Below are 25,286 nucleotides of genomic sequence, written 5' to 3'. Positions count from 1 at the left end.
ACTGGCAGCGCCGACGTGGGGCGGATTATCAAAGGTTGTGTGCTACGGTCACGCGGTGCGTCCGCGATCGTGGGGAAAACAATTTCTTACCCATAGAAGATGGGTGTTGCGGGAGGAGCCCGTACGGGAATTCACGCAGAGATGGCGGGAAGTGCGTTTAGGACTCAAACCAGCTGGGTTACACGTTGCTGCGGATTGAGCGATAGGAGACGGTGGCCTTGGGCTCTTCTGGCCAGACTTTTTGGAAGTCGGTTCTAAAGAGCCGCCACGAGCGCTCGCGGTCCACAAAGCGGCAAACGTCGTGCATTACCTTCCGAGAGCAATGGAACCCCAGGGCCAAAGAGCCGCTGCGCCAGATCTCGCATGCTCCAATTCCAAGGCGGTGCGAGAAATGGCTTTCGATTACTTTCTCAGGATCTCCTGCTTCACAAGTATCAGAAGGGGCAGATAACGGGAAGAAGGACTGGGAGAAGTGGTCGGCTTTCTATGATTTTCCTGGTGAGCGCAGACCTTATATTAGAACCACGATCCCCATTGAAATTCTTTTTGCTACCGTCCGGCACCGAAGGGAGAAAAACAAGAGAGGTGTCAAGAAAAGGACCATTCTCGTCACGATCTCCAAACCTGCCAGGACCGCTCCAGAGGTAATGGTGTCGTATCCTTACATTTGAGCATCTTCCGAGGGTGATCCGAGTCGTTCAGTCAGGATGGTATAGAAGTTAGCCCAGAGGACGACGAAAGCAGCAACGCTACCTGACCAACATAAGGGTCCTCACAGACGACATTTGACTATAGCTTCCCTTCTCATTGAAGTTCCCGTTTTGGCTAACTAACGCGTTGTCCTGCTGACAAGGCTCGGCGGGCAAAGCGCCAAGATGGCATTCGGACGCGTGGCGTTGCACAAAAGATGTAAGGACGTCCTGCATCTTTTGCAGTTTATTTGGACTCATCCAGCGAATAAAGAGGGAAGGGTGCGAGCATTGGGCCGTTTGGCTATGTGGCAGATTCAGAAAAGACTGACGCTCCGCCCCAAAGTAGTGACCCTTCCGAGTGGGGTGCGGATCTGGTGTTATCGGAACAGCGTGCAGTCAAGTCTTGCTGTTTATTGTAGAGGGTTACCCGAGTTTGACGATATGGTCTTTATGCTGCGATATCTGCGGCCGGGAGATGGGTTCATTGATGTCGGGGCCAACGTCGGACTTTGGACGCTCTTGGCTGCCAAGAGAGTTGGTCAGAGAGGAAAGATAGAGGCATTTGAACCTGACCGTTGTTCGGCACAGCGCCTTCGGGATAATGTTATACTGAACGGCTTTTTCTGGGTAAGGGTGCATGAAGTGGCCGCCACGAATCGGCCTGGAATTGGACAGTTTGTGAGTGGAAAAGATGCGCTTAGCGAGTTGGTCGAAGACGCAAAGGAGAGGAATGATACCTGCCAGGTGGAATGTGTCCGGTTAGACGACGCGCTTCACGGTGACTATGCTCTGGCGAAATTAGATATCGAAGGAGCTGAACCGCTCGCTCTCGAGGGTGCGGAAAGGCTTTTATCGAACCGGAATCCACCGGTTTGGATCGTGGAGATTAACGGGAAGTGTAGGCGATTTGGCGTAAGTGAGGAAGAATTGGCTGCCCGGTTGCGACGTAAGGGATACCGCATGGGGATATTTGATGCGGAGCGGGGGGAGTTTGATTGGAGGGACGCGCCATGGCGAGTGAGGGCTAATTGTTTGATCATTGCTGAGGAAAAAATCGATTGGGTAAGGGAACGAGTTTTGGCGGCCGAGTTCGGAATTGAGAAGATCGAGTCTTCTTAAAGAAGTTCAGGCGTGGTTGAGGCCGAGCAAATCGAAGAAAAGAAAAAAAATCCAGGAGGAGACGCTTTGGCTTTGCCGTTGGTTGCGAATGTGATCTTCCGTTGTGGCTAGCTTGTTGGGCCAGAAGATCGGTCCATAAGGGTCGTTGTCTAGAGCGATTGGGATCACCCTCGAGAGATAAGCGGCGGAGGGCAGGTGCAAAAAAGGTCGCTTTGAGGGTGCATCGGAGGGGGTCGGTGGCCTTTTTCTCATGGTGGCACTCGGGGATGGCCGCTCTAGGTGTGAAAAGGAAAAGGAAATAAGATGACGTGCCGGTGTGTGAAGCGCCGTTGCTGCGAATGGTTTGATTTGCGAATGCTTCGTTGGGACGAAGAGGGTAATCCTGGCTGATCGTGTTTGTTCACGCTGTGGTTCTGCGAGGAGAATGAAAAACTCGTGGTGTTGGCCTTCCCGGGGGAAAACGCGGCCGAAAACCACCAGGGCAGGGGGATCCTTTCTGGCTTAAGAATGCATTCTTAGGAGCACGGTCAAGCCAGTCGGTCTCAACTGGCTCATGGAGTGCCAACTAGGGATGTTTGTCTTGCGTATCAGTAACGTATGATTGTAGTTCTAGAGATGGGCTGGCCAGGCACATCATTGTTCTATGAGCGCCACTCGGGTACACAGAATTAGCGGAGGTCGTAGCCGTGCTGCGTGTGAATGTGGCTGTGTGCGGACGTTTTCATTACCATAATTACATTGGGCATCTGGCGGAACGGGGACTGTTGGGGCGATTTTACTATTCGCACAGAGTGGACAAGAGGATCCTTCCTCAAGCGCGTGAGAGCGAAGTCAATCTGTGGCTCAAGGAGTATCTTTTGCGTGCCCACAGTTACTTTCTTGGCAATTGGTGTTACGAACAGTTGGTGCCTTACTATCTGGGCTTGTGGGACACAGGAGTCTTGCGGCGGTGGAAGAGAGCTGACCTGTGGCATTTTATGCTTATGGGCACTGCGAAGAGGGCCATCACGCGTGCTCACGAGGAGGGAGCAGTGGTGGTTGGGGAAGCGGTGAATGCTCATCCAGCGCAGGTGGCGAAGCTGCTAGAGGAAGAAGATGAGCGCTTGGGGCTAAAGAAAAGATCCCATTTTCATGAATGGCATCGTCGGCTTTTGGAGGAGGTCGAAAGAACCAGTTATCTTTTGGTTGCTTCTCGTTGGATCAGGAATTCCTTTGTTTCGCGCGGGTATCCTGCCGAGCGAATCGAGATTATCCCCTATGGGGTCGATGTGCGCAGATTTCGGCCGGCGGGAAGGGACCCGAACGGCTTTCGAGTTCTCTGTGTGGCTCAGATAACGCCGCGGAAAGGCCATGTGGATCTTTTGGAGGCTTGGAAGATATTGGGACTGAAGAACGCAGAGCTTCTTTTTTTCGGGACGGTTGATCATGAGATGGTGCCTGTTTTGGAGAGGTATCGTGGGCAATTTCGTCACGGTGGATCGTGCAGTTTCGATCAGGTGAATGAGGTTTATAACCGCGCATCCGTTTTTGCCCTCGCTTCGATCGAAGACGGTTTTTCCCTAGCGGTGCTCGAAGCAATGGCATCAGGGTTGCCTGTAATTGTCACGGAAAATACCGGGGCCGCGGATATGGTAGATCCTGGTGTAAATGGGTTCGTCGTTCCCATTCGTTCTCCTGAAAGAATCGGGGAGGCAATTGAAAAATTGTATCGAGATCCCGACCGGCGGCGGTGGATGGGGGAAAACGCCGCAAGAAAGGCCCGGGAAAAAATGTCGTGGGAAGCGTACGCGCGGCGGCTAATCGAATGGTACAAACGAGTGGGGAGCAGCAATGAGGCAAGGAGTCAGGTATTCTCTTAGGGCGGATGGGTTTTGGAGCTCGATGGTGGGTTGGGAAGTCCGGGGGATTGCTATCTTGGCCTAACGGAACGGATTACCACCAGCGTCGAACTGCGCTCGGTGTTCTTGCGTTGGATCGGGCATTTCGGAAAGAGAACGTTGTGAAGGGATCGGAGGGGTTTTCATTTACGGGTGCTCTGGCACAAAAGGCGTCGGCATGGGTCGGGATCCTTGCGGTGTGGAAACCGAGATCCTCTTGACGAGCTATAGTTTTTGGCCGCGAATCGGTGGGATCGAATCAGTGACGGAGATGCTGGCCCGGCGTTTCCGGGAAGCCGGCCGCTTGGTGAGCGTCGTTACCGAAACTCCATACGACGGGGAGGAGCCTTTCCCTTATCCTGTAATTCGTTGCCCGTCTCCTGCCACCGTAGTCCGTTTAATAACGAGCGCTCGATGCGTCCTCCAAAACCATCCCAGCTTGCGACTTGGCTGGCCTCTTCTGGGGATTGGGAAGCCTTTTGTGGTGGCAGTGCAAACTTGGTGTTCCTTCTCGGCAGTCCGGGGAGCAGCCTTTCGTTGCCTTCTCCGGCGGGTCGGTTGTTGTGTATCGATTAGCGAGGCGATTGCTCAACACTTGCCAGTGAGTTCCGTGATTGTGCCAAACCCCTACGACGAGGAGATCTTTTGGACCACGGGGGAAGAAAAGCGGACACGAGACTGCGTCTTCGTTGGGAGAATGGTCCAGGAGAAAGGGCCGCTTCTATTCCTCGAAGCTCTCGATCTTTTACGGCAAAAAGGACACCACCTTAGTGCGACTTTCGTGGGCGATGGGCCGATGTTGCCAGAGGTGAAAGAACGGGTACGCCAGTTGGGGATGGAGGATTGGGTGGAATTCGAAGGTTTTCGGGTGGGTGAGGAAGTGGCGCAGCTTATGCGAAAGCATCGGATACTGGTCGTTCCTTCGATATGGCAGGAGCCCTTCGGAATCGTTGCAGTCGAGGGGATTGCCTGCGGCTGCGCAGTAGTTGGATCCGAAGGAGGTGGCCTGAAAGCGGCCATCGGTCCGTGTGGGTTAACCTTCCCAAACGGAGACGCGAGGGCGCTTGCGGCGAGGATTGAAGAACTCGTCTTGAAGCCAGAGCGCTTCCGGGAACTTTTGGCGCATGCGCCCGCGCACCTTCGTCCCCTGACGAGTAGAGTGATTGCGGAGCGTTACCTGCAAATCATCGATGACCTCCTCTCCGTTTCATAGAGCTCTTCGGTGCGGTCCTGTGGTTCCAGCAGCCGAGCGTAACCGCTTGTTGCTCGTCCGGTTGATTAGTTGGATCTACTGGCTTCTCATCTTCGAGGGAGCGATTCGGAAGTGGGTCTTGCCCAGCCAGCAGAAGGCGCTTTTTTTTCTCAAGGATCCGCTGGTTCTTCTTGTTTATTTCTTGGCCGCACGGATGGGATTTTGGTCTCGTCCCCCCCCAGTGCTCCTGCTCGCGGTTCCACTAGCGCTTGTGGGAGCTGGAATCGGCATTCTGCAGATCGTGTTCCTCGATCAATCGCCTTTGTTGGTTGCTTATGGCTGGCGGAACTATTTTCTCTACCTGCCGCTTGCTTTTGTTTGCCAATGGGTCCTACGAAAACAGGAGCTCGAGGAGATCGCTAGACGGACCCTCTATCTCTCCGTTCCTATGGGGCTGCTTTGCCAGCTCCAAGTCCACGCTCCCGCCAGCTCCCCTCTCAATGTCGGCATGGGAGAGGACGAGAGTGCTTTCGTTGCCTTCGGAGTATATGGAAACATTGTGCGCGCGTCTGGAACCTTTTCTGCCCCCCTGGGGCAGAGCCTCTTTGTGGGAAGTTGCGTCGCTTTCTTGCTTTATTTCTGGATGCAACCGCGTTGCCATCGGTCGATGAGTCTGAGAAGCCTTTGGATTGTCACAGTCGGGGTGGTGACCAACCTCCTTGTTTCCGGAAGTAGGTCGGCCTACCTGGGTGCGCTGATAACGCTTGGTTTTGCAGTTTTGGGGACTGGATCCCCTCATCATGTCCGCCGGGTCATTAATGTTGTTGTGCTGCTCGTTCTTGCCGGAGGAGTCAGCTGGGTCCTTGTGACGAACGTCTTTCCTGAGGTGGTTGATGCAATGGTGACGCGATGGACTGGGGCGGCGGAAGCGGAAGGGGGATTTTTCATGGTACGCAGGATTGCGTACGATATGAGCCAGTTTTGGCGTGTCTTGGATGAAACTCCGTTTTTGGGATTCGGATTGGGTTCTGCAGGGAATGCAGCACTAAGATTGGGTATGGGGCAAATACCCTACGACGCGGAGGCAGGCTGGACACGGAATGTTGCGGAATTAGGGCCGGTAATTGGGCTGCTGTATATCGCCTACCGTTGTGGCCTTCTTGCGTTCATAGGCTGGAGGGCGCAGAAGGCGGCACGTCAACTGCGCAATCCGTTGCCGATGATTCTTGTGGGTTTCCTTGCTCCTAACCTTTTCTATGGATTAATAACCGGACAGGGGAGCGTACATGGGTATGTATGGCTTTTTGCAGGTTTTTGTCTTGCGGCGAGTCAGGTTGCCCATGGCCAACTACAAAGACGACGTTCGAGCTTGGGGCTTCAGCCCACCTTGGGTCGGCCCGAATTTCATCAGCTAAGGGTCGATGCGGCCGGATACACGAGCTGATGACTCTGGGAGTCCCTGACTGTTAGCCGGCGACTCCTCTGCGAGCGTTCTTCCGTGTTCTTCTTGCCGCGCGTCTCATGCGAAGATCCTTCGCTTGGTAAGCACAATAGCGCTCGTGCCAGAATTTTCCTTTTTCCCGGTTACGGCCACTTTTATCTGCGGTTCTGCACGGCGGCACGTCCCTTTTTTGGTGCGTTGGTCTTGATCCCAGCTGGAACTAACAGCTTTGCCCTCGGCGCTATTGGCTAAGCGCTTGGAGAAACGCTTGTGTGCGTACTCTCCGGAAACCGGTTGGATCACAATGGAAAGGACCGAAGGACGAATGCCAAGTTAAGCAAAAGGAACGCGGTTGGGTCGTGTGGGCCGAGAGACATCGCCGTCGATCCTTCTACAGAGCTACTAGGAAAGGGAGCCAAATGTTGGATGCATCAGGGTGTTGACGCGGAGTTGGAGGGACTCTTTGGATCAGTATGCCCAGATGTGACAGAGGTAGAGGTAAAGCCGGCGTGCGATCGCAAGCGATACGTATGTTCCTGGGGCAGGAGATTTTGAACGGGGATCGGCCCTGTACAATGGAGAGATCTCAAAGTTACGAGCCGGCACGGGGGAAACCGATGGTTTTCTGTTCTTCTCTGGTTCTGCTCTTTGTTCCAAAGGCCCGACGGGTGCACGATGCGTTTTGCCTTGGGCTTGATGGAACGGGAATTTCCCGCCGGAGAGATCTAAGAGGCGCGGGTGGTGTTGGTGGGGCCGAGGAGTCAAGAAGTACTCCCGGCTGGTCCTCAAGCCGGTGTGAAGAATCCGTGGCAAGAGGAATAGGAAAGGTAGCGCTTCTAGGGATGTGTTTCAGGAAAGATTCCTATACGAATGCGTGCGATAGGCTCGCGGCCTTCAAGTCAGTCGTCAAAGCCTCTTGCGCCTTCCTCATCCTGGGGGTCAACGAGCGTGGGAGAAGTATTTTTTATCCATAGAATAGGATGTCAGGGAATCAGGACAAGCGCTAGCGGGACAGGCTTTTGGGACCCAAAGCAGCCGAATGGTTCAGCGTTTTTCCCAAGTTGTCGGTAGGTGGGGCGGTGCCCTTAGCTTCTGGGGAGTCCTTTCGAAAGGGTATCTTGAAGACGAGCCAGGAGCGCTGGGGGTCTACCAAACGGCGAACAAGTTAAACGAGATGGCAAGAGGAACGCAGCTCAAAGCCAAAGGAGGGGAGCCTGCGTCAGATCTAGAATGCCAAAACCGAGCCATTTGTGCACAATAGCGTGGGCGTTCTCGTGTGGAGTTCTTCAACGATTGATCGCCCAAGGAATTGCTTGGTTTTTGGGGTTTTCCTTGCGAACGGTGGCTGCCGGTTCGACGGGCGAACCCTATCGAATCGGCCGTCACCAACATCTACCACCAAACGAATGGAACCGGATGGTGTGCCAGGAGGAAAACAATCCTGGCCATGGTTGTAACTGGGCGGGCGCGTGGACAAAAGTGGGCGCGTCGGGCGATTTGCCCTTGGCTTCAAGACCATCCAGTGCAGGCGAGGTTCACAGAGGGGATAGAAATCCGCGGGGCAACCGGAGAGCACTAGGAGAGCTGCTAACCAATGGAGGATCATTTTTTGGTATAAAGTTTGATTATCATCCTGCTCGGGCTCCTGGAACATCCGAAAAGGGGAAGAAAAATGGGAGCCAACGCTATATTGGGTACGTCCTCAAGCGGTTGGGGAAGCCTATATGAACATTAGGCGCGGCTTTCGGTGAGTGTGCCAAGTAAAGGCGCCCTGTGCAAAAACGGTGGTAGCTTTGGCCAGTTGGACGGTGGGTGTGTCTTCTGTATGGAAGTGATTCCCATTGGCCGTTCTTAAGGGCAATCCATCGATAAGTTCGTGGCTATTTCTAGCTCACCAGGGCTAAGCTCAGCAGGCTATTCGCTTTCGAGTGATGTCCGTGGATGGGGAGCGGGGAAAGGTCATGGTCGTATGTCGAGCCATACTGGTGTTCTGCGGAGCTCTGGGATAGAATCTAGCTAAGTAAGCTCAACGGGGCAGCGGGGTTCCGCCCGCAGGTCACAGGACAACGTTTGTGAGAGATGCGAGCGAGAAAGATTTGGTGTGCCACCTGGTCAGGTCCTGAGCAAGCGAAAGCAATTGAGCAAGAGCGCCCGTGAGTTAGGCGACTTGGTTACGTTGACCTAGGGCGAGGCATTTCAAGGTTGCCAGTTGGAATTAGGGACAATCTATTGTGAAACTTTCCCGGGTTTTTGCCCCCGAGTATCGACTTCGGCCTAGCCAGATCTTTGTCCGGATGCTCCGTGAGCTTGAACCGTTCCCGACCGGCTTTCGGATCGTGAGGTTGCCGTGGGGGTCTAAGATCAGGGTGAATATTGGCGAGTCTCAAGGAAGCAATATCTGGAGAACAGGTGTACACGATCTGTGTGTTCTTGAATGTTTATGGAGATTGATCGATCCCGGCGACTGGTGCATAGACGTTGGCGCCAACATCGGGTTGATGACCAACCTGATGGCGCTTCGGTCAGGCACCGATGGTCGAGTGTATTCGATTGAGCCCCATCCGATTCTTTTCGAAGAGCTGAAAGCCAATGTAACTCGCTGGCCACGGGAGGCTGGATTTGCGGAGATCAAGATGGTCGAAGCGGCTGCGACCCGTTGCGACGGAAAGGTGAGGTTGGAGGTACCGGATTTGTTTCATTATAACCGGGGAGTGAGCCGTGTGCTAGATGTGACCGTTCCTTCTAGCTCCAAGGGCGCACTTCTAGAAGTGCCCGGGATTCGCCTTGAAAGTATGGTGCAGGCATCCAGCATCGGGGTGATGAAGGTCGATGTGGAAGGCCATGAGCTAAGTGTGTTTCAAGGCTGCGGCTCCCTGTTGGAGAAAAGGAAGATTCGAGACATCGTGTACGAGTCCTTTATACCCCATCCAAATCCGGCAACAGCCCTTCTCTGGGGCTGCGGGTACACCGTGTTTGCGATCCAGCAGTCGTTCAATGGGCTGCGTCCGATTCCTCTCACTGGTGGGATCAAAAAAGAGATGACGGAAAACTTTTTAGCTACATGCGAGCCGAAAAGGCTCTTGGACCGGCTTGGGCGACCGGGCTGGTTCTGTCTTTCGGGAAAACTGGGCGATTGAGGACGAAAGGAATCCGGGGACAAGGGAATCGGCTCGTGGAGGCTGGTGGATAGGGTCGCTGATGCGTATTCCTTCGCAATTGCGGGGGAGCTTGGTTCCATTCGGCGAGTCTGTCGGAAAGGTCGCTTGGAGCTGGCAGGAGAGCGTGTGTTAAAAAGGATTTTCGATGGACTGAGACGGCATCGCTGGGATCTGGCGAAGCTTTTTTCGAGCAATGCGGTGGTTTACGCGGGAAACACCCTTACTCTCTTGTTGGTCGTTGCTTATGCCCCCATCGGCGTCTTTGCCGCGTACACTGTTGGACAAGGGGTCCAGACTCTTGCCGCAACTTGGTTCGATGCGGGGCTTGGGTCGAGCATCCAGGTGCTGGTTGCCCGGGGCAAGGTTGCCACGGTTTCCGCCTACCGGTTGGCTTCCTGGCGGTGCGCGCTGGCAATCGTCCCTGCGATCGCGGCCGTCTTGATTCCTGCGAGCTTTTTATTCGCTCAATGGCAGTCTCACCAAAACCCGCGCCTAGATCCCTATTTTCTCCTTGGCTTTGTCGCAGCGGGCCTAATGCAGGCGCGTGTACAGCTGGCGGGTTGCTTTGCTTTTGGGGAGGGGCGATTCAATGTGTTCTTTCTTGTTCAGTCACTCGGTTCGATTGCGCGCCTGGTTCTAGTTGTCTTGCTTGTCTGGACGCAAGGAAGACTGTCGGGCCCTTCATTGGTCTTTGTCGAAGTCGGAGCTGCGTGCCTCACTTGGGGCGTGGCAGTGGGGATGGGATTACGGCAGGGCCAACCCCCTTCTTTTGCTGAAATTTTGGCAGCTCGACGAGAACTTCGAAAATTTCTGCCACCTTCGATGGTGTGGGTTCTCTTTGAGGGGTTAGCTTCAACCGTCACACTTTTTGGAGCGAGCCACTTTGCGACCCCTGCCGAAATTGCGCCCTACGGAGTGTTTCAAAAGGTTCGGGGGTTGATCGTCTTTTTCTGGAGTCCCATAAACCAGTTTGTCGGACGTTGTCTTTGCATTCAGCACTCGGCGAAAAATCAGAACAAGTTGGCCTGCCACTATCTGGTAACCTCGCTTGCTAGCTACGGAGCCTTTGCCTGCGGTCTTATGGGCCTCTATGTTGCCGCTGGCCATTATTGGCACCATTATAGCCTTGTTCATCCGTGGGCTTTCGCTCTATCGCTCATCTATACTGGAGAAGGCATCGCCTACGTGAGTCTGGATACCGTGCTTGTGGCTCGAGGAAGGGCGGACCATCGCTTTGCCAGCGCGTTTTTGGTTGTTCTCCGGACAGCCCTGGTGATCCTCGTAAAGCCGAGCAGTCTGATCGCCCTGGTTGCTCTGGAGGTGTTAACACTCTTGCCGGGTATCGCCTATTTTACCTATCGCCTTGTGAATCCCAAAGCCTGTGAGGATCTCCAGGTGGTTCCAGAATGCGTTGGCCAAGGAGCCAATAGATAGGAGAATTGTCACTTGTCACCTTTTCTTCGTTGTTTGATTTCCCCCAGGAAGGAAAAAGTAGCCTTCCAGTAGATCCACATCTCATCTGGAATAGGTTGGTTGTAGCTACCGAGCGCTTTGAATGGGATTCCACACTTGCACTTAGTACGATTGGTAATTGGTTTGTGCTATCCAAGAGATCGCTATAGCGATTGAAGTTCTTTACTGGCCGTAGCAGAGCTTGAAGTTTCTTTCGTATTCTGGTCGCGCAATCCAGTGGCAGGTTTTATTCCCGGCCCCTCCACTTCATGCTCTTGTGTCGATGAGACAACGGCTTCACGTAAGTGGTAGTACCGAAATCTCCTTAGGATGGTTGGATAGGCTCGGTCGGGGGCTAAGGAGTGGGAACTTGACGTGGTCGCTGGAAAAAGGGAATGGGTGATTCGGCTGTTTGTTAATTCGTTCTGTGGGGAGCAAGGAGGCTCAAGTTTTCCCAAAACATCGTGATGGAGTTGAGTCGATTTCCTTCCTTGAGCGACAAAAAACGGTGTATCCTTCCGTACATGGGTTATGCTGAGGCTTCGATTGTGTGTGCCGTGAATGTTGCAAAAATGCGCTTTCTCAATGGCAAAAGAAGCGGAGACAAGCCGTCAACGACTTGTGGCGGTTGGTTCGTCTGTGCCGGGGTTAAACAGGGAAATCTGTGCGACGCGAATAGGGGGTCAAGGGATGAGGGGAACTAGCTCAGTTCTGCTACAATGGCGAAGGCAAGCGGCCGAGAGAAGTGGCGGAACAAGTGCGGAGCCGATTTATGAGATGATCGATCGGGTTATTGAGGAAAAAGGATTACAAGGGAGTGTAATTGATTTTGGGGCAGGCCGCGGGATTTATACAAAACGGTTGGCCATGTCGGGACGCTTCCATCGAGTCAGTGCCGTCGATCTTTTTGCAAGGCCGCCAGGCTTGCCGGAAGGGGTGGAATGGCATGTTGGCGATCTAAACGAACCAACCCAGCTTCCCCGGGAGGCATTCGATCTGATTGTTGCAGCTGAGGTAATCGAGCATCTGGAAAATCCGCGGGCGCTCGCTCGGGAATGGTTTCGGTTGCTTCGTGCGGGAGGTATCTTGATCCTGACCACTCCGAACAACGAGAGCTGGCGTTCTCTTGCTGCGCTGGTGATAAAGGGCCATTTCAGCTTTTTCTTAGGACAAAGCTATCCGGCGCATATTACTGCGCTGGTGAGGATGGATATCGAGCGTATTCTTTCTGAGGCAGGTTTTGTCTCGATCGCTTTCCGGTACAGCGATGTTGGTTGGTGTCCGATTTTCCGGTGTCCTTGGCAGCGGGTTCTCGGTCCTTTGGCTCGAGGGGTCCGGTTCAGCGACAACCTCTTGGCCGTAGCTCAAAAGCCAGCTGCTTGTTCCTAAGGAAAATGGTTTTAGCTCATCAAGGAGAAAGAGCGAGGGCGGCAGAGAGCAGTGGTCTAGCCCTAGGGATGGACTTCGACTGTCATCGGGACGTAACTGGTTCACTGAGGTAAATCAGCGGGAGCGCATCGCCCACGTAGGGGTAGAGTCATCCCAACTTAACTGGCATCACAGTTCACCCAGTTGATCCACGGGCTACCAGAGGGACAGGTTGAGGAAGATTGAAACGAAACTCTTCTTGGAAGCCGCAGATGTCACGTGATGAGTCAACAATGAGAGCCGACGTCCAGCCTACAGGTGATGTCAGCAACCCACAGGCAGTGCAGCATGAATATTACACAAAAACTGCGGCGACCTATGACGAAATGCGTGGCGGCGATGAATGGGCATTGCATTTCGCGGAGTCCTTACTGCTCGGCGTTGTTGTATATATAGAGGCTGAATCACTGCTCGATGTGGGTGCTGGGACTGGAAGAACGATTGCGTTTCTCAAGAGCAAATGGCCCAAGCTTCGATTCGTAGGCATTGAACCTGTGGCAGCCCTTCGTAGGATTGCCGTGGAAAGACGAAAGCTTGCTGAGGAAGAGATCGTTGCAGGCGACGGGGCCAATCTACCTTTTTCCGATGGATCCTTTGACCTAGTCGTGGCTTTGGGAGTCCTTCATCACGTCCCGCAGCCGAGCCGGGTGGTCCACGAAATGTTACGAGTCTCCCGTAAGGGCGTTTTCATTTGCGATGTGAACCATGTTGGGCAGGGAAACTGGGTCGCACGGCGTGTCAAGGGTCTTTTGCGGAGGAGCGGTCTTTGGCCCATCATAAACGTGTTACGCACTGGGGGGAAGGGATACTATGTGTCCGACGGGGATGGTTTGGCCTATTCGTATTCGGTTTTCGAGAATCTTGCTCAGATTGAACAGGCGGGTTTTCGCGTTCATCTCATGAATATGGGGGGACATGGCGTGCAACCTTTCTACGATTCACCAGGTGCAGTGGTTATTGCCCTCAGGGAGCGTTCCCACTGCACAGGGGTGTAGGTCGTAGTTCCCACCAATTCGGAATGGATGGGGGAAAGGTTTTGTCACCCTGGGGCAGAAGGGCCTGTCTAAAAAGCTAGTGCTTGAATCGTGCTCATGCGTGGTGTGTGAGAGTCTTCGTGAAGCCGGTGATGATGCTTTCTTGCAAGGACGAGGCAGTCTTTTCCTCCGGCTGTCCAGGAAGCCAGAAGGTAATTGGCTGGGTTCAATGAGGAAGACGCTCCTAAGGCTGGCGGAAGTCTTTTTTCTCATTGTTGGATGGCTGCCCGGGGTCTTGGCGCAACAGACCGATAACCACATTCTGGTCGCCGTGCCAGCCCCAGGTTCGGTGCGGATTGATGGCGATCTGGGGGACTGGGATCTCTCTGGGACCATTGAAGCCTGCTACGACGTGGCGAAGCTGCGGAAGCGCTATTCGGTGCGGGTGGCTGCGATGTACGATCACAGCGCATTTTATCTCTCCTTCCGGTTTCGCGATCCAACGCCCATGGAAAACTGGGTCAACCCGGATCTCGATCCCCAAGGTGGCTGGCGTGGTGACGCCGTCCAGGTTCGCTTTCAAACTGATCAGATCGTCCACCTTACCTCTTGGTACGACACCCAGCGTAAGCGTCCATGGGCGAGCCTCCATTACGGGATGTGGGAGGAGGACTCTAGAGCCCGGGACCTTAATGATGCAAGATCCGCTGGACTTCAGGTCGCTTTTCGAAAAGCTTCGGGGGGGCAGGGGTATGTCCAGGAGCTTGCGATCCCGTGGAAGCTGCTGACCCAAAGCGGAGTAGCTCCGGCACACTCGTTCCGATGCGGCATGGAGTTCTTCTGGGGCGGCCCAAAGGGTTCGAGCTGGCCGCAACACCATTATGCGGATCTCATTGATGCCCAAAATCCCCAACGCTCTTTCCTTTGGGAGGCACCCCAAACCTGGGGGAGGATCGAGCTCGTCCGCCAGGGGAACCTTGCGCCGGTATCCGGGGTGACGGGCGAAGGGAACCCGAGGACGGAGAGCGCTCCGGGGCGTTTCAGCACTAGGGGAAGCGTTCCGATCGTCTACAAGCTTCCCTCCGAAGGTTTTGTCACCCTGGTAATCGAGGATGAGAAGGGAAGAAGGGTGCGGAACTTGATTGCCGACTACCCGCGAAAGGCGGGCTGGAACCAGGATTTTTGGGACGGGAGGGATGATTGGGGCAATGCACTACCTCCAGGAAACTACACGGTTCGGGGGCTCTACCATGGGCCTTTTCATCTTGAGTATGTTTTTGCGTACGGGAATCCGGGTGTTCCACCATGGATCACGCTGGACGGGCATGGCGGTTGGCTGTCCAACCACGAAAACCCGATGTTCGTAGCTTCTGATCGCAACCGGATCTATGTTGCCGCTGCGATGGCGGAAGGGGCGTGCGCCCTGATGGCTCTTGACCAGGACGGGAGGAAGTGCTGGGGGGTTGGTGGAATTGCCGGAGGTCCTGTCGCCCGGATGGGAAGATATCTTTATATGGTGGTGGGAGGTGCTCTCTCCGCTTCCATTGCTGGAATTCCGGCCGGGGAAATTCGGCTGGTTCGCTACAATCCCAATAATGGCGATCCGGTTCCCTTCGGAGACGGAAGCTTTTTTCGGGTGATTGGCCGCTTTAATCCCCAAAAAGCGCCACCCCCCCGGAATCCCGAAGGTGAGGCAATTGAGCAAGGAGGCCTTGGGCCTGCGTGGTGCCAGCGACAGACAATGGGCCTGGCGGGATGCGGTAATCGGCTTTACGTCTCTCTCTACTTTGAGGACAAGGTTCTCGTTGTCGATGGAGAAGGGAAGATTCTGGGCGAGATTCCCCTGGAAAGGCCTTCTGGTCTGGCGACTGCGAGTAACGGCGATCTCTTAGCGATCAGTGATAGGCATTTGGTGCGCATCGATGCGGCTGGCCGGATTACCCCAGTTTCCGTTTCAGGCCTTTCCGCTCCTATCGGACTGGCGACTGGACCCGACGCGTCTATCTATGTGTCGGACTGGGGTCGGGAAATGAATGTGAAGGTTTTTGACCATACTGGCCGGCTGTTGCGGACGATCGGTCAGACGGGAGGCAGGCCTCTCGTCGGTCCCTACAAGCCGGATGGAATGTTTCGGCCCTGGGGGTTGGCGGTCGACGGGCTGGATAGACTGTGGGTTGCCGAGTGGGATAGCTCTCCGCGTAGGATCAGCGTTTGGAACCGCCGAGGGCAATTGCTGCGGGAGTTTTGCGGGACAACCTACTACGCCGCTATGGGGTGTGCGATTGACTCTTTCTTTCCAACGCGAGGGTTCGTCACGGGGAATATGGTCGATCTGGACTGGAGGCGGGGTTTGTGGCGGGTTGCTGGCACGCCCTGGAGGCCCCAACATGCTGATGACCTCTTTGGCCCAGCGCCCGATGGAATTAGCCGCTTTTTGCGGAAAGGCTCGGAAATCTTTTGGATCAATGGAACCCACGACTTTGTTTCCGTGAGCCGCCTGGAGCCGAGTGGCCTGGCCCGTCCCCTTGTGGCCCTTGGGGACGTCTCCATTTTTTTGCGCGGAAACGAAGCCCTTCCGCGGTTGATTCGCGAGGGGCTCTTTTCCAATCGCGACGATGTACAATGGGCGATGACCCGCTTCCCGTCAGTTTTCCTGGGTGTGGGGTGGCAGCGCGCGAGCCGATTGGATGCTTACTGGTGGGTAATGCGTCGGGAGGCGGCTGCCCGGGGAAGACCGCTGCGCCACACGTTTTTATGGGTTGATCAGAATGGGGATGGTCGCGTCCAGGCAGAGGAGATCGTGTTCTTTTCCAAAGAGGAGCGAGGAGGTCCTGATTTTCGCAGTGGCTGGCTTCCAGCGGTTGCTTCCGATTTTTCGATCGGCTGGGTCGCGGAAACAGAAGGAATGATGACGGTTTGGCGGATCCCCTGTTCGGGGTGGAGTGCAGTGGGGGCTCCCGTGTACCGGCTTGAGGATGCTCGACGGGTCCTTGTGGATCGAAGGCGACCGGTTCCTGACGCGGCTTCCTGCTGGTTTGACTCTCGGGGAAACTTACTGGTCAATCATGATCCTCTCGAGATGATCTCTCCGGACGGGAAGGTGCTCTGGCAGTATCCCAATCCTTGGCCAGGAGTGCACGGCTCGGTAACCGCTCCTCAAAGTCACCCGGGCCGCTTGATTGGTCCTCTCTACGTGCTGGGTTCGGCAGATGTAGGCCCGGAGGTGGGGGAGGTTTTCTGCCTGAGCGGCAACATGGGCGAACGGTACCTCTTTACGGTTGATGGCCTCTTTGTGGCTGCGCTCTTCCATGATTGCCGGGCTGCACCCGATTCCCTGCCTTCGCGAATCATACGTGGGGCAAGACTGGACGGGACGACTGCAGGTGGGGAGCCTTTCGGCGGCCAGTTTTTCCGGAATCCGATTGATGGTGCTTACTACCTTTGTGGACCTGTTTCCGAGGCACGGGAGTGCTGCGTCATTTCTCAGGTTAAAGGGCTTGAGAGCATTCATCGGCTACCATCGCAGCCTCTTTATCTTTCGCAATCTTTTCTTGGAGCGGGTAGTTCAAACACGGAAGAAGCAGCCCGGCCTCGCCTTTCGATCATTCCTTTGAAGGAGTCAGCTGGAGGTATCCCGAGCCAACGGCTGTTTAACTGGTCTTCTCCCACGCGGACGGCCCAATGGGCCTTTGACCCAAGGCATTCCGCTTTGGCGGCCTGGACGTTTGACGACCGGTTTCTTTACCTCGGGTTTCAATCAGTAAAGGATCCAACGCCCATGATTAACCGGGGTAATGATCCAACTCGGCTGTTTAAAACGGGAGACTGTGCGGTCTTTGAGCTCGGAAGAGGCCGGTCTGGGCCAATGTCAACCGTTCTTGAAGGAGATTTTCGCCTTGTTTTGAGTGTCTACCAGGGGAAACCTATTGCGGTCGTCTATTGCTATCGGGAGGCGGGAACGAAGGAACCCGTGGAGTTTGCCTCTCCCATTGGAGTTACGCGGATTGACCGAGTTCAAATGATCCGACAAGCTCGCATCGAGCTAGAGCGAGACGTTGACGGCTATTCCCTCTATGCGGCCCTACCTCTTGCTGCTCTTGGACTGCATCTGACCCCTGGTTCGGTTTACTGGGGGGATTTTGGCATCATTTACTCTGATCCGACAGGGACCAGCGACCGGTTACGGATGTTCTGGGCCAATCGACGCACAGGGATCGTAAGCGACGTTGCTACCGAGGCATCCATAGATCCTGCCCAGTGGGGGCTTTTTGAGATCCAGCGATGAATCGAGCTGTTACTTTAAAGTGGTGTGTTGCAGTGTTTGAGAGCCCTGCCCGGATGGCTTTGACAACAATGGGAAGGAGAGAAGAAGGTGCGGAACCATAACCCAGATAGCGGAGTTGAGTTTGATATACATATACCAAAAGGCGTAGGCGATCCCTCGACGGAGCTAGAGAGACGAGGAGCCAAGCCTTCAATCCAAGAGTCCACGGAGGCAGCCATGGAAGAACTCTCAAGATACACGCCCAGATCACGGATGGGTTGGACCGCCGCCTGGTCATAGGCAACGGGTCCTTCGGGCGCGGGACATTCTACCCGAGGTCGGTTCTACGGATATCAAGGTTGCCAAGGTTAGGAGCCGCATGCGGTATCGGTGGTTCTCCATATGAAAGATCTGACGGGCACTAGAACTCTTGCTGAGGCCTAAAAGCCAACGAGCTCTCTCGGCCGAGTGCTTGAAGCCGCTTGGAGTGGAAGCGGCAATGGGAACAGAAATAGGAAAGCTGGCGCGCCAGCCATCTGTTGTGCGCCGTCAAAGGAGTGTATCTTCCAATGGGGAGGAAGGGGTTCCCACCGGGTAACTATGGCTTCTGGCGGAAGCACCGGGGGCGGCAGATGGGGGTTGAGGCCTTCGGCAAAAGCCCGGAAAGCGGGCGGGTCGGCAAAGAGGCCTAACGAAAGCGAACGCTCTACTAAGACCTCAAAACCAGTAATGCGGGTGCCGAGTGTGGGCGAGAAAAGCGATAGCCCACGCTTCCCTGAGTAGGAGATCCATAGGTACGTTGCAGAAAGGCGCCCCGAGGTCTCGGGCGTGGGCATGTGTGTCAAGGACAAGGGACCGCCTGGTCGAGAGGTTGGATTAGATCCAAACGGTCCGACTGTTGCCTCTTGAGGGGTCGGAGCGGCCCAGGTGGGAGCCGGAGAGGTCCATTGTACCGTTGAGCTCGGAGAAAGATCTGAGGAGGAGGGGTCTAGAGGTCGGTGCGGACGGAAATGTGGAAAGGAGCAAAAGGCGTGGGAGAATGACCAGGAGCGTAGAATTTCCCTGGCGGGCTTGGCAGCTCTGGGAGACGTTGCAGGAGAAAGCAAAGACAGGCCGGAGAGGCTGCGGTGTTCGGAATCCTGGCCACAACCTTGCTCTAAAGTCGAGTGCGGCAAATCTGCAGGTTCGGTTGGGTCGAGCGGGTAGTGGAAACGGAGGGCAGGGAAAGGTACGGGAGGCAGCACATACGGACAGACCCGGCTTAGTCTCTGCTCTATCGCATTGCTCAACTCCTTGACGTTGCCGAACAACCGTGTCTCTGGGGGTGGGTCGATAGGATGGGCAAACCTGCGTCGACCTCATGGTCAAAGGTACTGGACCCTAATAATCATGGCGGCAACGAGGAGAAACCAAAGCATTGTTCCGTCATGGAAAGTCGTGTGTGGGCCGGCCCACCCGTAGCTGCCCGAGTAGCTATTGGGACGAAAAGCACCGGAGCCAAACCTTTCTCCCAGTTGGGCGGTAGCACAGGGTTTACGTGGCTTCTGGGTGCGCTCATGGAAGGTTATTGTAAAGACCGCCAGAAGCGCTTCTGGGTCCGCAAAACCGAAAGATGCCTTAACTGACCGTCGGACTTTTCCATTGTCTTTGGGGCTAACAGAAGGAGACGGGGAAGGCTCATTTGAGGGGTGGATTGAGCGACAGCGGTGAGCAAGGCAATGCGAGTCATGACCTAGGGTCGTCGTAGCTACCCAAACAACCAACGGTGGTTAGGGTGGGACGTGCCCATGGTGGGGAGTCGCCTTAGAAGTGACCTCGAGGGAAGGCATAAAAGTGACCATTCAAGCTGAGAAGGGAAGGAGGGCCGTCTCACGCAATAAAACATTACGTTCATTCACTCAATCTGACCATAACTACGGGAATGAACGCGGTCAGATTCCAGTCGACAACACGGCAAAGGGTTTGTTTAAACCGTTGCCTTTGCTGGTCTCTCTTGTTACCTGGTTGATGTTCGAGCCAGGCAACGGTCAGGGCTATTGGCAAGGCAGGGAGGGGGGTGAGGTTGCTACAAACTCATCCACATTTCCGTTTCGCTATCGGGTCAGCAACCCTGGGGGGCGAGGTTCTCTCAGAGATGTCTTTTTTTGGAACGCGGAGGTCGGCTGGGTGTGTGGGTCTAGTGGGGTCTTTCAAACGCAAGACGGAGGCTGGACCTGGATCCCAAAAAAGCCGAGGCCTGGGTGGGGACTGAATTATTATCGTCTGCAGATGACCGGCTCACGGGAGATCTGGCTTCTGGAAGGAATTCACGGGCAAGCCAAAGCCTGGCTTTGGCATTCGACGGACGATGGGAGCTCATGGGCGGAAGTTTTGCCTGGCAAGCTCTTGAGCGCTACTGACCTTGTGTGCAGAGGTAACCTGAGGATGGTTCTTTGCGGGGACTTCACAAGCTATTGGAGCCTTGATCAAGGTAAGAGCTGGGCGCCGCTCCCTTTCTTGGGCGGGATTCGAGCGGCGATCCCTGGCGATGTCCGGATAGAAACGGGCTTTGTTGTATACGTGCTCTGTGCAGGCAGCTCGGGGCACCGGAGAGTGCCCCAAGTTTTTAAAAGTACTGATTCGGGCCGGTCTTGGAGGGAGCTGGCTTTTTTTGAAAAGCTTCCAAGGCCCCGAACAATTTTCTTTTCGACAAGCTGGCAGGGATGGATGGGCCTGGAGGATGGGGTGCTTTTAGCCACAAAGGACGGGGGAGAGAGCTGGATTAAGCTGCCTTTCCCTGAGAGGCGTCCAATCCAGGCGCTCTGGTGTGATTCTCTGGGCCGTGGGTATGTGGCTGTCGACAATTCGGACTTTCGTCAATTAGGAGCGGCCGTATTCGCGACTTCGGATGGCGGGAAAACGTGGCAGGAAGTTCTTAGCGGCGCAAAGAACATCAATGGTTTTTTTTCCTCGGGACCGGATTTTGTCTGCGGAGTGGGAAATACGCCAGGCCCAATCGGTAGTGATTTAGTCATCTTTTTCAAGCAGTAAGAGGGATCCGGATCCTCTCGAGCCCGCTAGGGCGCGCATATCTCCCAGTTGGGTGCTTAAGAAGGCGAAAGAAGCTCGCAAGGAAGGCATAGAGTTTTCCCGGCCTTAGGTACTACTCACATGGGCGAATTCGCGAGAGAATATTGACTCAACGAGGAACCAAAGTACGTCGTGAGGAAGGGCCACGCCACATTCCGATCACATGTTAGCTTGGTATTGGTTGTGTACACCGGAACCCCTTGACGGATCTTTCTTTGAGGACCTTGATTAGAAGGAGCCTGTAATGGAAAGAGTTTCATCTATTTATGGACCAAGTTAGCCAAGACAACGTGTCCAACATGACGAATGCAACGATGAAAACCATTGGTTTTTATGACGAAGGTGATGTTTCCTACCTTCGCAACCTTTATTTGGATCTTTTGAAAAAGAGTCTTACCTTTCGATTGTACCGCGAACAAATCGGGGTGCTAAACGTATGGCGTCGGTCCCGTTGGTTGAATGAGGTTATGCGGTGGTTTCTGCGTTCGCTTGAGCAACGGGGGCTGATTTTAGCAAAACGCTATCCCGAAGAAAGCGCGTTGGACGGTTCTCTCTGGCCAGTATACGCGCACACGATGGTTGGCTGGAAGCGGCTGACAAATCTCCAGCAATGTGTTGAAGACGTTCTTTCAAATGCAGTGGAGGGGGACCTCCTGGAGGCGGGGGTTTGGCGAGGAGGATGTGCGATCTTCATGAAGGGTATGCTTGCCGCCTACGGAGATACGATAAGGAAAGTTTTCGTTGCCGACTCCTTTGCCGGGTTACCTCCGCCGGATCCTTTGAAGAATCCAGCCGACGCCGGGTCACGATGGCACGAGGTATCCTATTTTGCAGTTTCCGAAGAGGAGGTCCGAGATAATTTCCGACGCTACGGCCTTTTGGACAATCGGGTGGTGTTCCTTAGAGGCTATTTTGAGGAAACACTTCCTACTGCCCCAGTCGAGAAGCTTGCGATTCTCCGCGCCGACGGGGACCTATATAGTTCGACCATGGCGATTCTCACCTCTCTGTATGAGAAGCTGAGTGTTGGAGGATATTGCATCATTGATGATTATTATGCTATCAAAGGCTGTAGGGTAGCCGTCGAGGAATTTCGCAAGGAGAGGGGGATTCTATCGCCGTTACGTGAGATCGATGGAGTCGGTGTATACTGGAAAAAAGAGTAAGTGCTAGGTGGCTGTTGTGTTAAAAAAAGGGAGGCCGTTCCTGGGGGTTGGTGATATGGGTTTGTGGAGAAGATGGGATTGCTCGTGAGCTGTGGAAAGGCGTAGAAGAGGGAGGTTGGCAAGTGGTGAAGGTTCTCATCATCCGTTCTGGAAATCACCGTTCCTTGATGATCTTGTGGAAAGTGCGCGAGGAGATTGTGAGAAGGTGGAAATCCAAAGGTAAGGCCTGAGAATAAAACTGGAAAGGAATCCGAAGATCTCGCCGGCCATCTGTGTGGCGATCCGAGGGGTAAAACTTACCGATTCGGAGCTACCAGAGGAAGTGCGCGTGCAGATAAGGAAGGAATCCCTCGGTTCGGGGAAGGCCATGCCATCATGGAGGCAAGCCGAACGTTCTACGGGATTTCAATGATCGGCACAGGGCTAAGGAGAAGTTGTCGGTTTTGGTCCGTAGGCAGCTTCGGCTAGCAGATTCAGGGGTCGTCGGTGGTTCAATCTTGTGCGAGCGGATCAGCCTCGGGTCTAACTGTTGGACGAACGGGATCTTCTACGATGCCTCGGGCCAGCCACGCTCTTTAAGGGGTACCTTTCTTGTTAGTCTTGTATTGTCATGGGGTTCTTACATCGCTACGTGCAATAGCTGGGGGAACCTATGGCCCATTATCGTTTCGTTGGCAAGACGGTCGGCAAACCGCCGCCGTTTGCTTCAACCGAAGGGACCAAAGATCATGGCCACTACGCATTTCCTTTAAGTGCGAGCGAACAGCCGTCTCGGAAGATCCCTCCTTCTCTTAGACAGAAAGGGAAGAGGTTTACAAATTCCATCTGATGCGGTGCACCTAAGGAGGCGGGCTCATCCTATGGGTTTGAGGAGTGTTACGAGCATTGAGAAGTGAGTGCTACTTGCCCAGCTTAAGGTCGTTCCAGCCAGTGACGATGGTGGAAAGGCCAAACGGGAAAACTGGCGCGGCCGTTTGCACTAGCCACCCACAAAGTTTCCTCGATGTGAAAACCACAACGCCTCACCAAGTCTTGCTGTAGAAACATAGCGTTCAGGAGTTACTAAACCTTGAGAGCCTCGTTTAAGTCTACGGCCTCCTATCGCTCTTAAGGACAGACGATCAATGGTCTTGGTTAAGAATGTTCGTTAACCAGCGGAATCAGGGTTGACCGGGCGAAAAGAGCAAAAAAGCGTAAAGGTTGAAAATCGCGCTTCTGGAGAGCGGGCTAACCGATCGGAGGGGACCATCCGAACCGTCAGGTGCTGCAAGGTGGAAGGGCGAGGGTGAACTCCCAAGTGGATGATGACTACCGAGTCCACGCGGTTGGTTTTGTTTCCTACACCCTTTTTTGCGGTGATCTGCGCCATCTTGTAATGGCTGGATCAAGGGAAACCAAAGACCTCGTTTGGAATGGTGCAGAAAGGCGAGCTTTTCAACAGGCGTCGCCTTCGGTAAGATACAGCTCCTCAGCCGAAAGATAAAAAGTTGTGGACTTCGAACGGAGAAAAAAGCCCGCATGAAAAGATCTTTCAAAAGTATTATTACGGCTGACAACCACCTAGGAGGCAGGTTTCATAACTGGGATGGCAAGTTTATCGGGTGGCGAGAAATGGCTCGTCTTCCCGAGAATGTAATTTACATATTTCAGTCGAAAGTCCTCGGAGAGCGGCCCGAACTTCCTTGGTGGCCTTTCCCGGCCGTTGAAGCCATTAAGGCTATATTGAGACCCGAATGGAGGGTCATAGAATTCGGATCGGGGAGCTCGACCTTGTGGCTCGCGAGACGTTCGCGAGAAGTGGTGTCCATCGAAAACGATCCGAAGTGGTACGAGCGAGTGAAAGGTCGGCTGGAAAAAGTCGGGGTAAAGAATGTGAAGCTACTTCTTAGGGACGATGAAACCTATCCGTGTGTCGATGAATTCCCGGATCGCTACTTTGATTTGGCGATTGTGGATGGGTGGAATCGAAAGGCATGTGTTCGAAACGTCTTAGAAAAAATTAAGCCTGGGGGATACCTTTATCTCGATAATAGCGATTCTGATAAAGATTACGCTCTCAACGGGCCCGGCGAGTGCAGGGAGGCGCAGAAGATAATTAGAGCATATTGTGCTAGTCATCCGGACGCAAGGTTGCAGTACCTGAGTGGTTTGCTGATCGGGGACCTTCAGTCGTGTGAAGGGATGCTTTTGCGATGTTCGAGTTTGTGAACGGCAGGGGGCAGGCGTGGCGGGGATGAGAAACGTGGTTCCTGAAGAGTCGTCGAGGAGCATGGGAATGGCGGAGGAGGCGTGGCTGTCCCGTTTGGAGAATGACCGGTAAAAGAAGGGAAGCGAAGGCGAATTAGGCTCGGGTGTTTCGGGGCGTGGGATAGGCTGGGATGACGAGGTTAAGGTGTGAGGGTGGAGGTAGAGGAGAGCGGGACGGCTACTGCGGGGACGGAGATAAAAATGTAGTGGGAAATGAGCAGGAGCGACGAGCGGGTTGGGTTTGGGCCATAAATCGATAGAACATTGCTTGGAGGGCGCCGAATTTGTTTGCGGGATGCCAGCGGACGGCTGTCGTTTTTCGGGCAGGGTGAACGTGGGAGAGGAATAGCTAGTGGAAAGCCTTCGGTACGGGCAGGTAGATGGACTGGTTGAGCGCTATTGGGATGAGTGCGGTTCGCTCTGGGCGGGTCTGCGTGACGGGTATCTTCTAGGAGACCGTGCTTTGGAATGGGGATGGCTCTTGTCCAGGGGAATCTTCCCTTCGTGAGGAAACGTCCCAGGCAAGCAGTGGTTTTTTCTTCTTTTTGAAAGAAAGTCTTCATAGGGCGCTTCCGAGGGGCGTTGGAGGTGTTTTAGCAGCGAAGAAGGCAGGGTTATGACTGTCGGTCTTCAAGCGAGGTCAACGCGCCCGTGGGAGGAGGGATAGGAGAGCTGGTGTTATTAGAAATCGGTTCAATCAACCATACGTATCCGGATGGCCAGATGGGACTTAGGATGGGCTTCGAGTCCGTTATCAAAGGCTCTTGCACGTTGGCGATCGTTGCTGTCGACAACCGGGGAGAAGGGTTACTTCTTTCAGAGAATGTGGTGGGCGGGAGTGAACGCAACACGTCGAGGAAGGGATTTTCGGAGTGCTCCAAGCACGTGGATCTCGCGTTTCCAGAAAGTTCTCGGTAAGGGACGTTTCTTCTGGTGTCTGGGTAGCGCTTTTGGAAGTGGATCCTAAAGACGAGTCAGGAACACTAGCGGGCCCGCAAAACGACAGAAGTCTTAAACGAGCTGTTGAGACGGCGTTACCGCAAGGCCGAAGAAGCCGAGTGCTCGATTCTCAATGCTCCCAAATATGGCCCAGCTAGAGAAGGGTTTGGACAACTCTATCGAAGCTTCTCTTCGGGGAGGGATCCCGATGCGGGGGAGTCCTTAACTGAACTTCCGCTATCTAGTGACGTAAGTGACTGCCGCAGAA

At 54.3% G+C, this 25,286-nt stretch carries 14 protein-coding genes; all 14 read left to right on the top strand.

Annotated elements, in window-relative coordinates:
• Positions 1–875: 875 nt before the first annotated feature.
• Positions 876–1,811 carry an FkbM family methyltransferase gene (locus KK925_RS03405; RefSeq protein WP_174582994.1) on the top strand — a complete coding sequence of 312 codons (936 nt, stop codon included), beginning with the start codon at positions 876–878 and terminating at the stop codon, positions 1,809–1,811.
• 686 nt (positions 1,812–2,497) lie between these two features.
• The gene (locus KK925_RS03400; RefSeq protein ID WP_174582993.1) at positions 2,498–3,670 is read left to right on the top strand and encodes a glycosyltransferase family 4 protein; all 1,173 of its coding nucleotides are present in this window, start codon (positions 2,498–2,500) and stop codon (positions 3,668–3,670) included.
• Between the two features lie 196 nt (positions 3,671–3,866).
• Positions 3,867–4,901: a glycosyltransferase family 4 protein gene (locus KK925_RS03395; RefSeq protein WP_174582992.1), complete on the top strand. Its 1,035-nt coding sequence runs from the start codon at positions 3,867–3,869 to the stop codon at positions 4,899–4,901.
• A gap of 19 nt (positions 4,902–4,920) precedes the next feature.
• Positions 4,921–6,324, top strand: coding sequence for a hypothetical protein (locus KK925_RS03390; protein WP_174582991.1), 1,404 nt, complete (start codon positions 4,921–4,923; stop codon positions 6,322–6,324).
• A 2,228-nt stretch (positions 6,325–8,552) separates the two neighbouring features.
• Complete coding sequence (locus KK925_RS03385; protein ID WP_174582990.1) at positions 8,553–9,458, top strand: FkbM family methyltransferase; 906 nt, start codon at positions 8,553–8,555, stop codon at positions 9,456–9,458.
• Positions 9,459–9,503: 45 nt separating this feature from the next.
• Complete coding sequence (locus tag KK925_RS03380; protein WP_174582989.1) at positions 9,504–10,913, top strand: polysaccharide biosynthesis protein; 1,410 nt, start codon at positions 9,504–9,506, stop codon at positions 10,911–10,913.
• Between the two features lie 603 nt (positions 10,914–11,516).
• A complete protein-coding gene (locus KK925_RS03375) occupies positions 11,517–12,320 on the top strand; it encodes a class I SAM-dependent methyltransferase (RefSeq protein ID WP_174582988.1) in 804 nt (267 codons plus the stop codon).
• 272 nt (positions 12,321–12,592) lie between these two features.
• Complete coding sequence (locus tag KK925_RS03370; protein ID WP_174582987.1) at positions 12,593–13,354, top strand: class I SAM-dependent methyltransferase; 762 nt, start codon at positions 12,593–12,595, stop codon at positions 13,352–13,354.
• Between the two features lie 208 nt (positions 13,355–13,562).
• The gene (locus KK925_RS03365) at positions 13,563–17,618 is read left to right on the top strand and encodes a FlgD immunoglobulin-like domain containing protein (RefSeq protein WP_174582986.1); all 4,056 of its coding nucleotides are present in this window, start codon (positions 13,563–13,565) and stop codon (positions 17,616–17,618) included.
• 2,247 nt (positions 17,619–19,865) lie between these two features.
• Complete coding sequence (locus KK925_RS03360) at positions 19,866–20,627, top strand: WD40/YVTN/BNR-like repeat-containing protein (protein ID WP_174582985.1); 762 nt, start codon at positions 19,866–19,868, stop codon at positions 20,625–20,627.
• 305 nt (positions 20,628–20,932) lie between these two features.
• Positions 20,933–21,832, top strand: coding sequence for a TylF/MycF/NovP-related O-methyltransferase (locus KK925_RS03355; protein ID WP_236027830.1), 900 nt, complete (start codon positions 20,933–20,935; stop codon positions 21,830–21,832).
• A 1,518-nt stretch (positions 21,833–23,350) separates the two neighbouring features.
• Positions 23,351–24,040, top strand: a complete 690-nt coding sequence (locus tag KK925_RS03350) for an O-methyltransferase (protein WP_174582984.1) — start codon at positions 23,351–23,353, stop codon at positions 24,038–24,040.
• A gap of 391 nt (positions 24,041–24,431) precedes the next feature.
• The gene (locus KK925_RS03345) at positions 24,432–24,587 is read left to right on the top strand and encodes a hypothetical protein (protein ID WP_174582983.1); all 156 of its coding nucleotides are present in this window, start codon (positions 24,432–24,434) and stop codon (positions 24,585–24,587) included.
• 515 nt (positions 24,588–25,102) lie between these two features.
• A partial coding sequence (locus KK925_RS03340; protein ID WP_214096253.1) for a hypothetical protein occupies positions 25,103–25,286 on the top strand: 184 nt, incomplete at its 3' end.

This window comes from Candidatus Methylacidithermus pantelleriae (assembly GCF_905250085.1).
GTDB lineage: Bacteria > Verrucomicrobiota > Verrucomicrobiia > Methylacidiphilales > Methylacidiphilaceae > Methylacidithermus > Methylacidithermus pantelleriae.
This window is presented reverse-complemented; position numbering and strand designations above follow the sequence as displayed.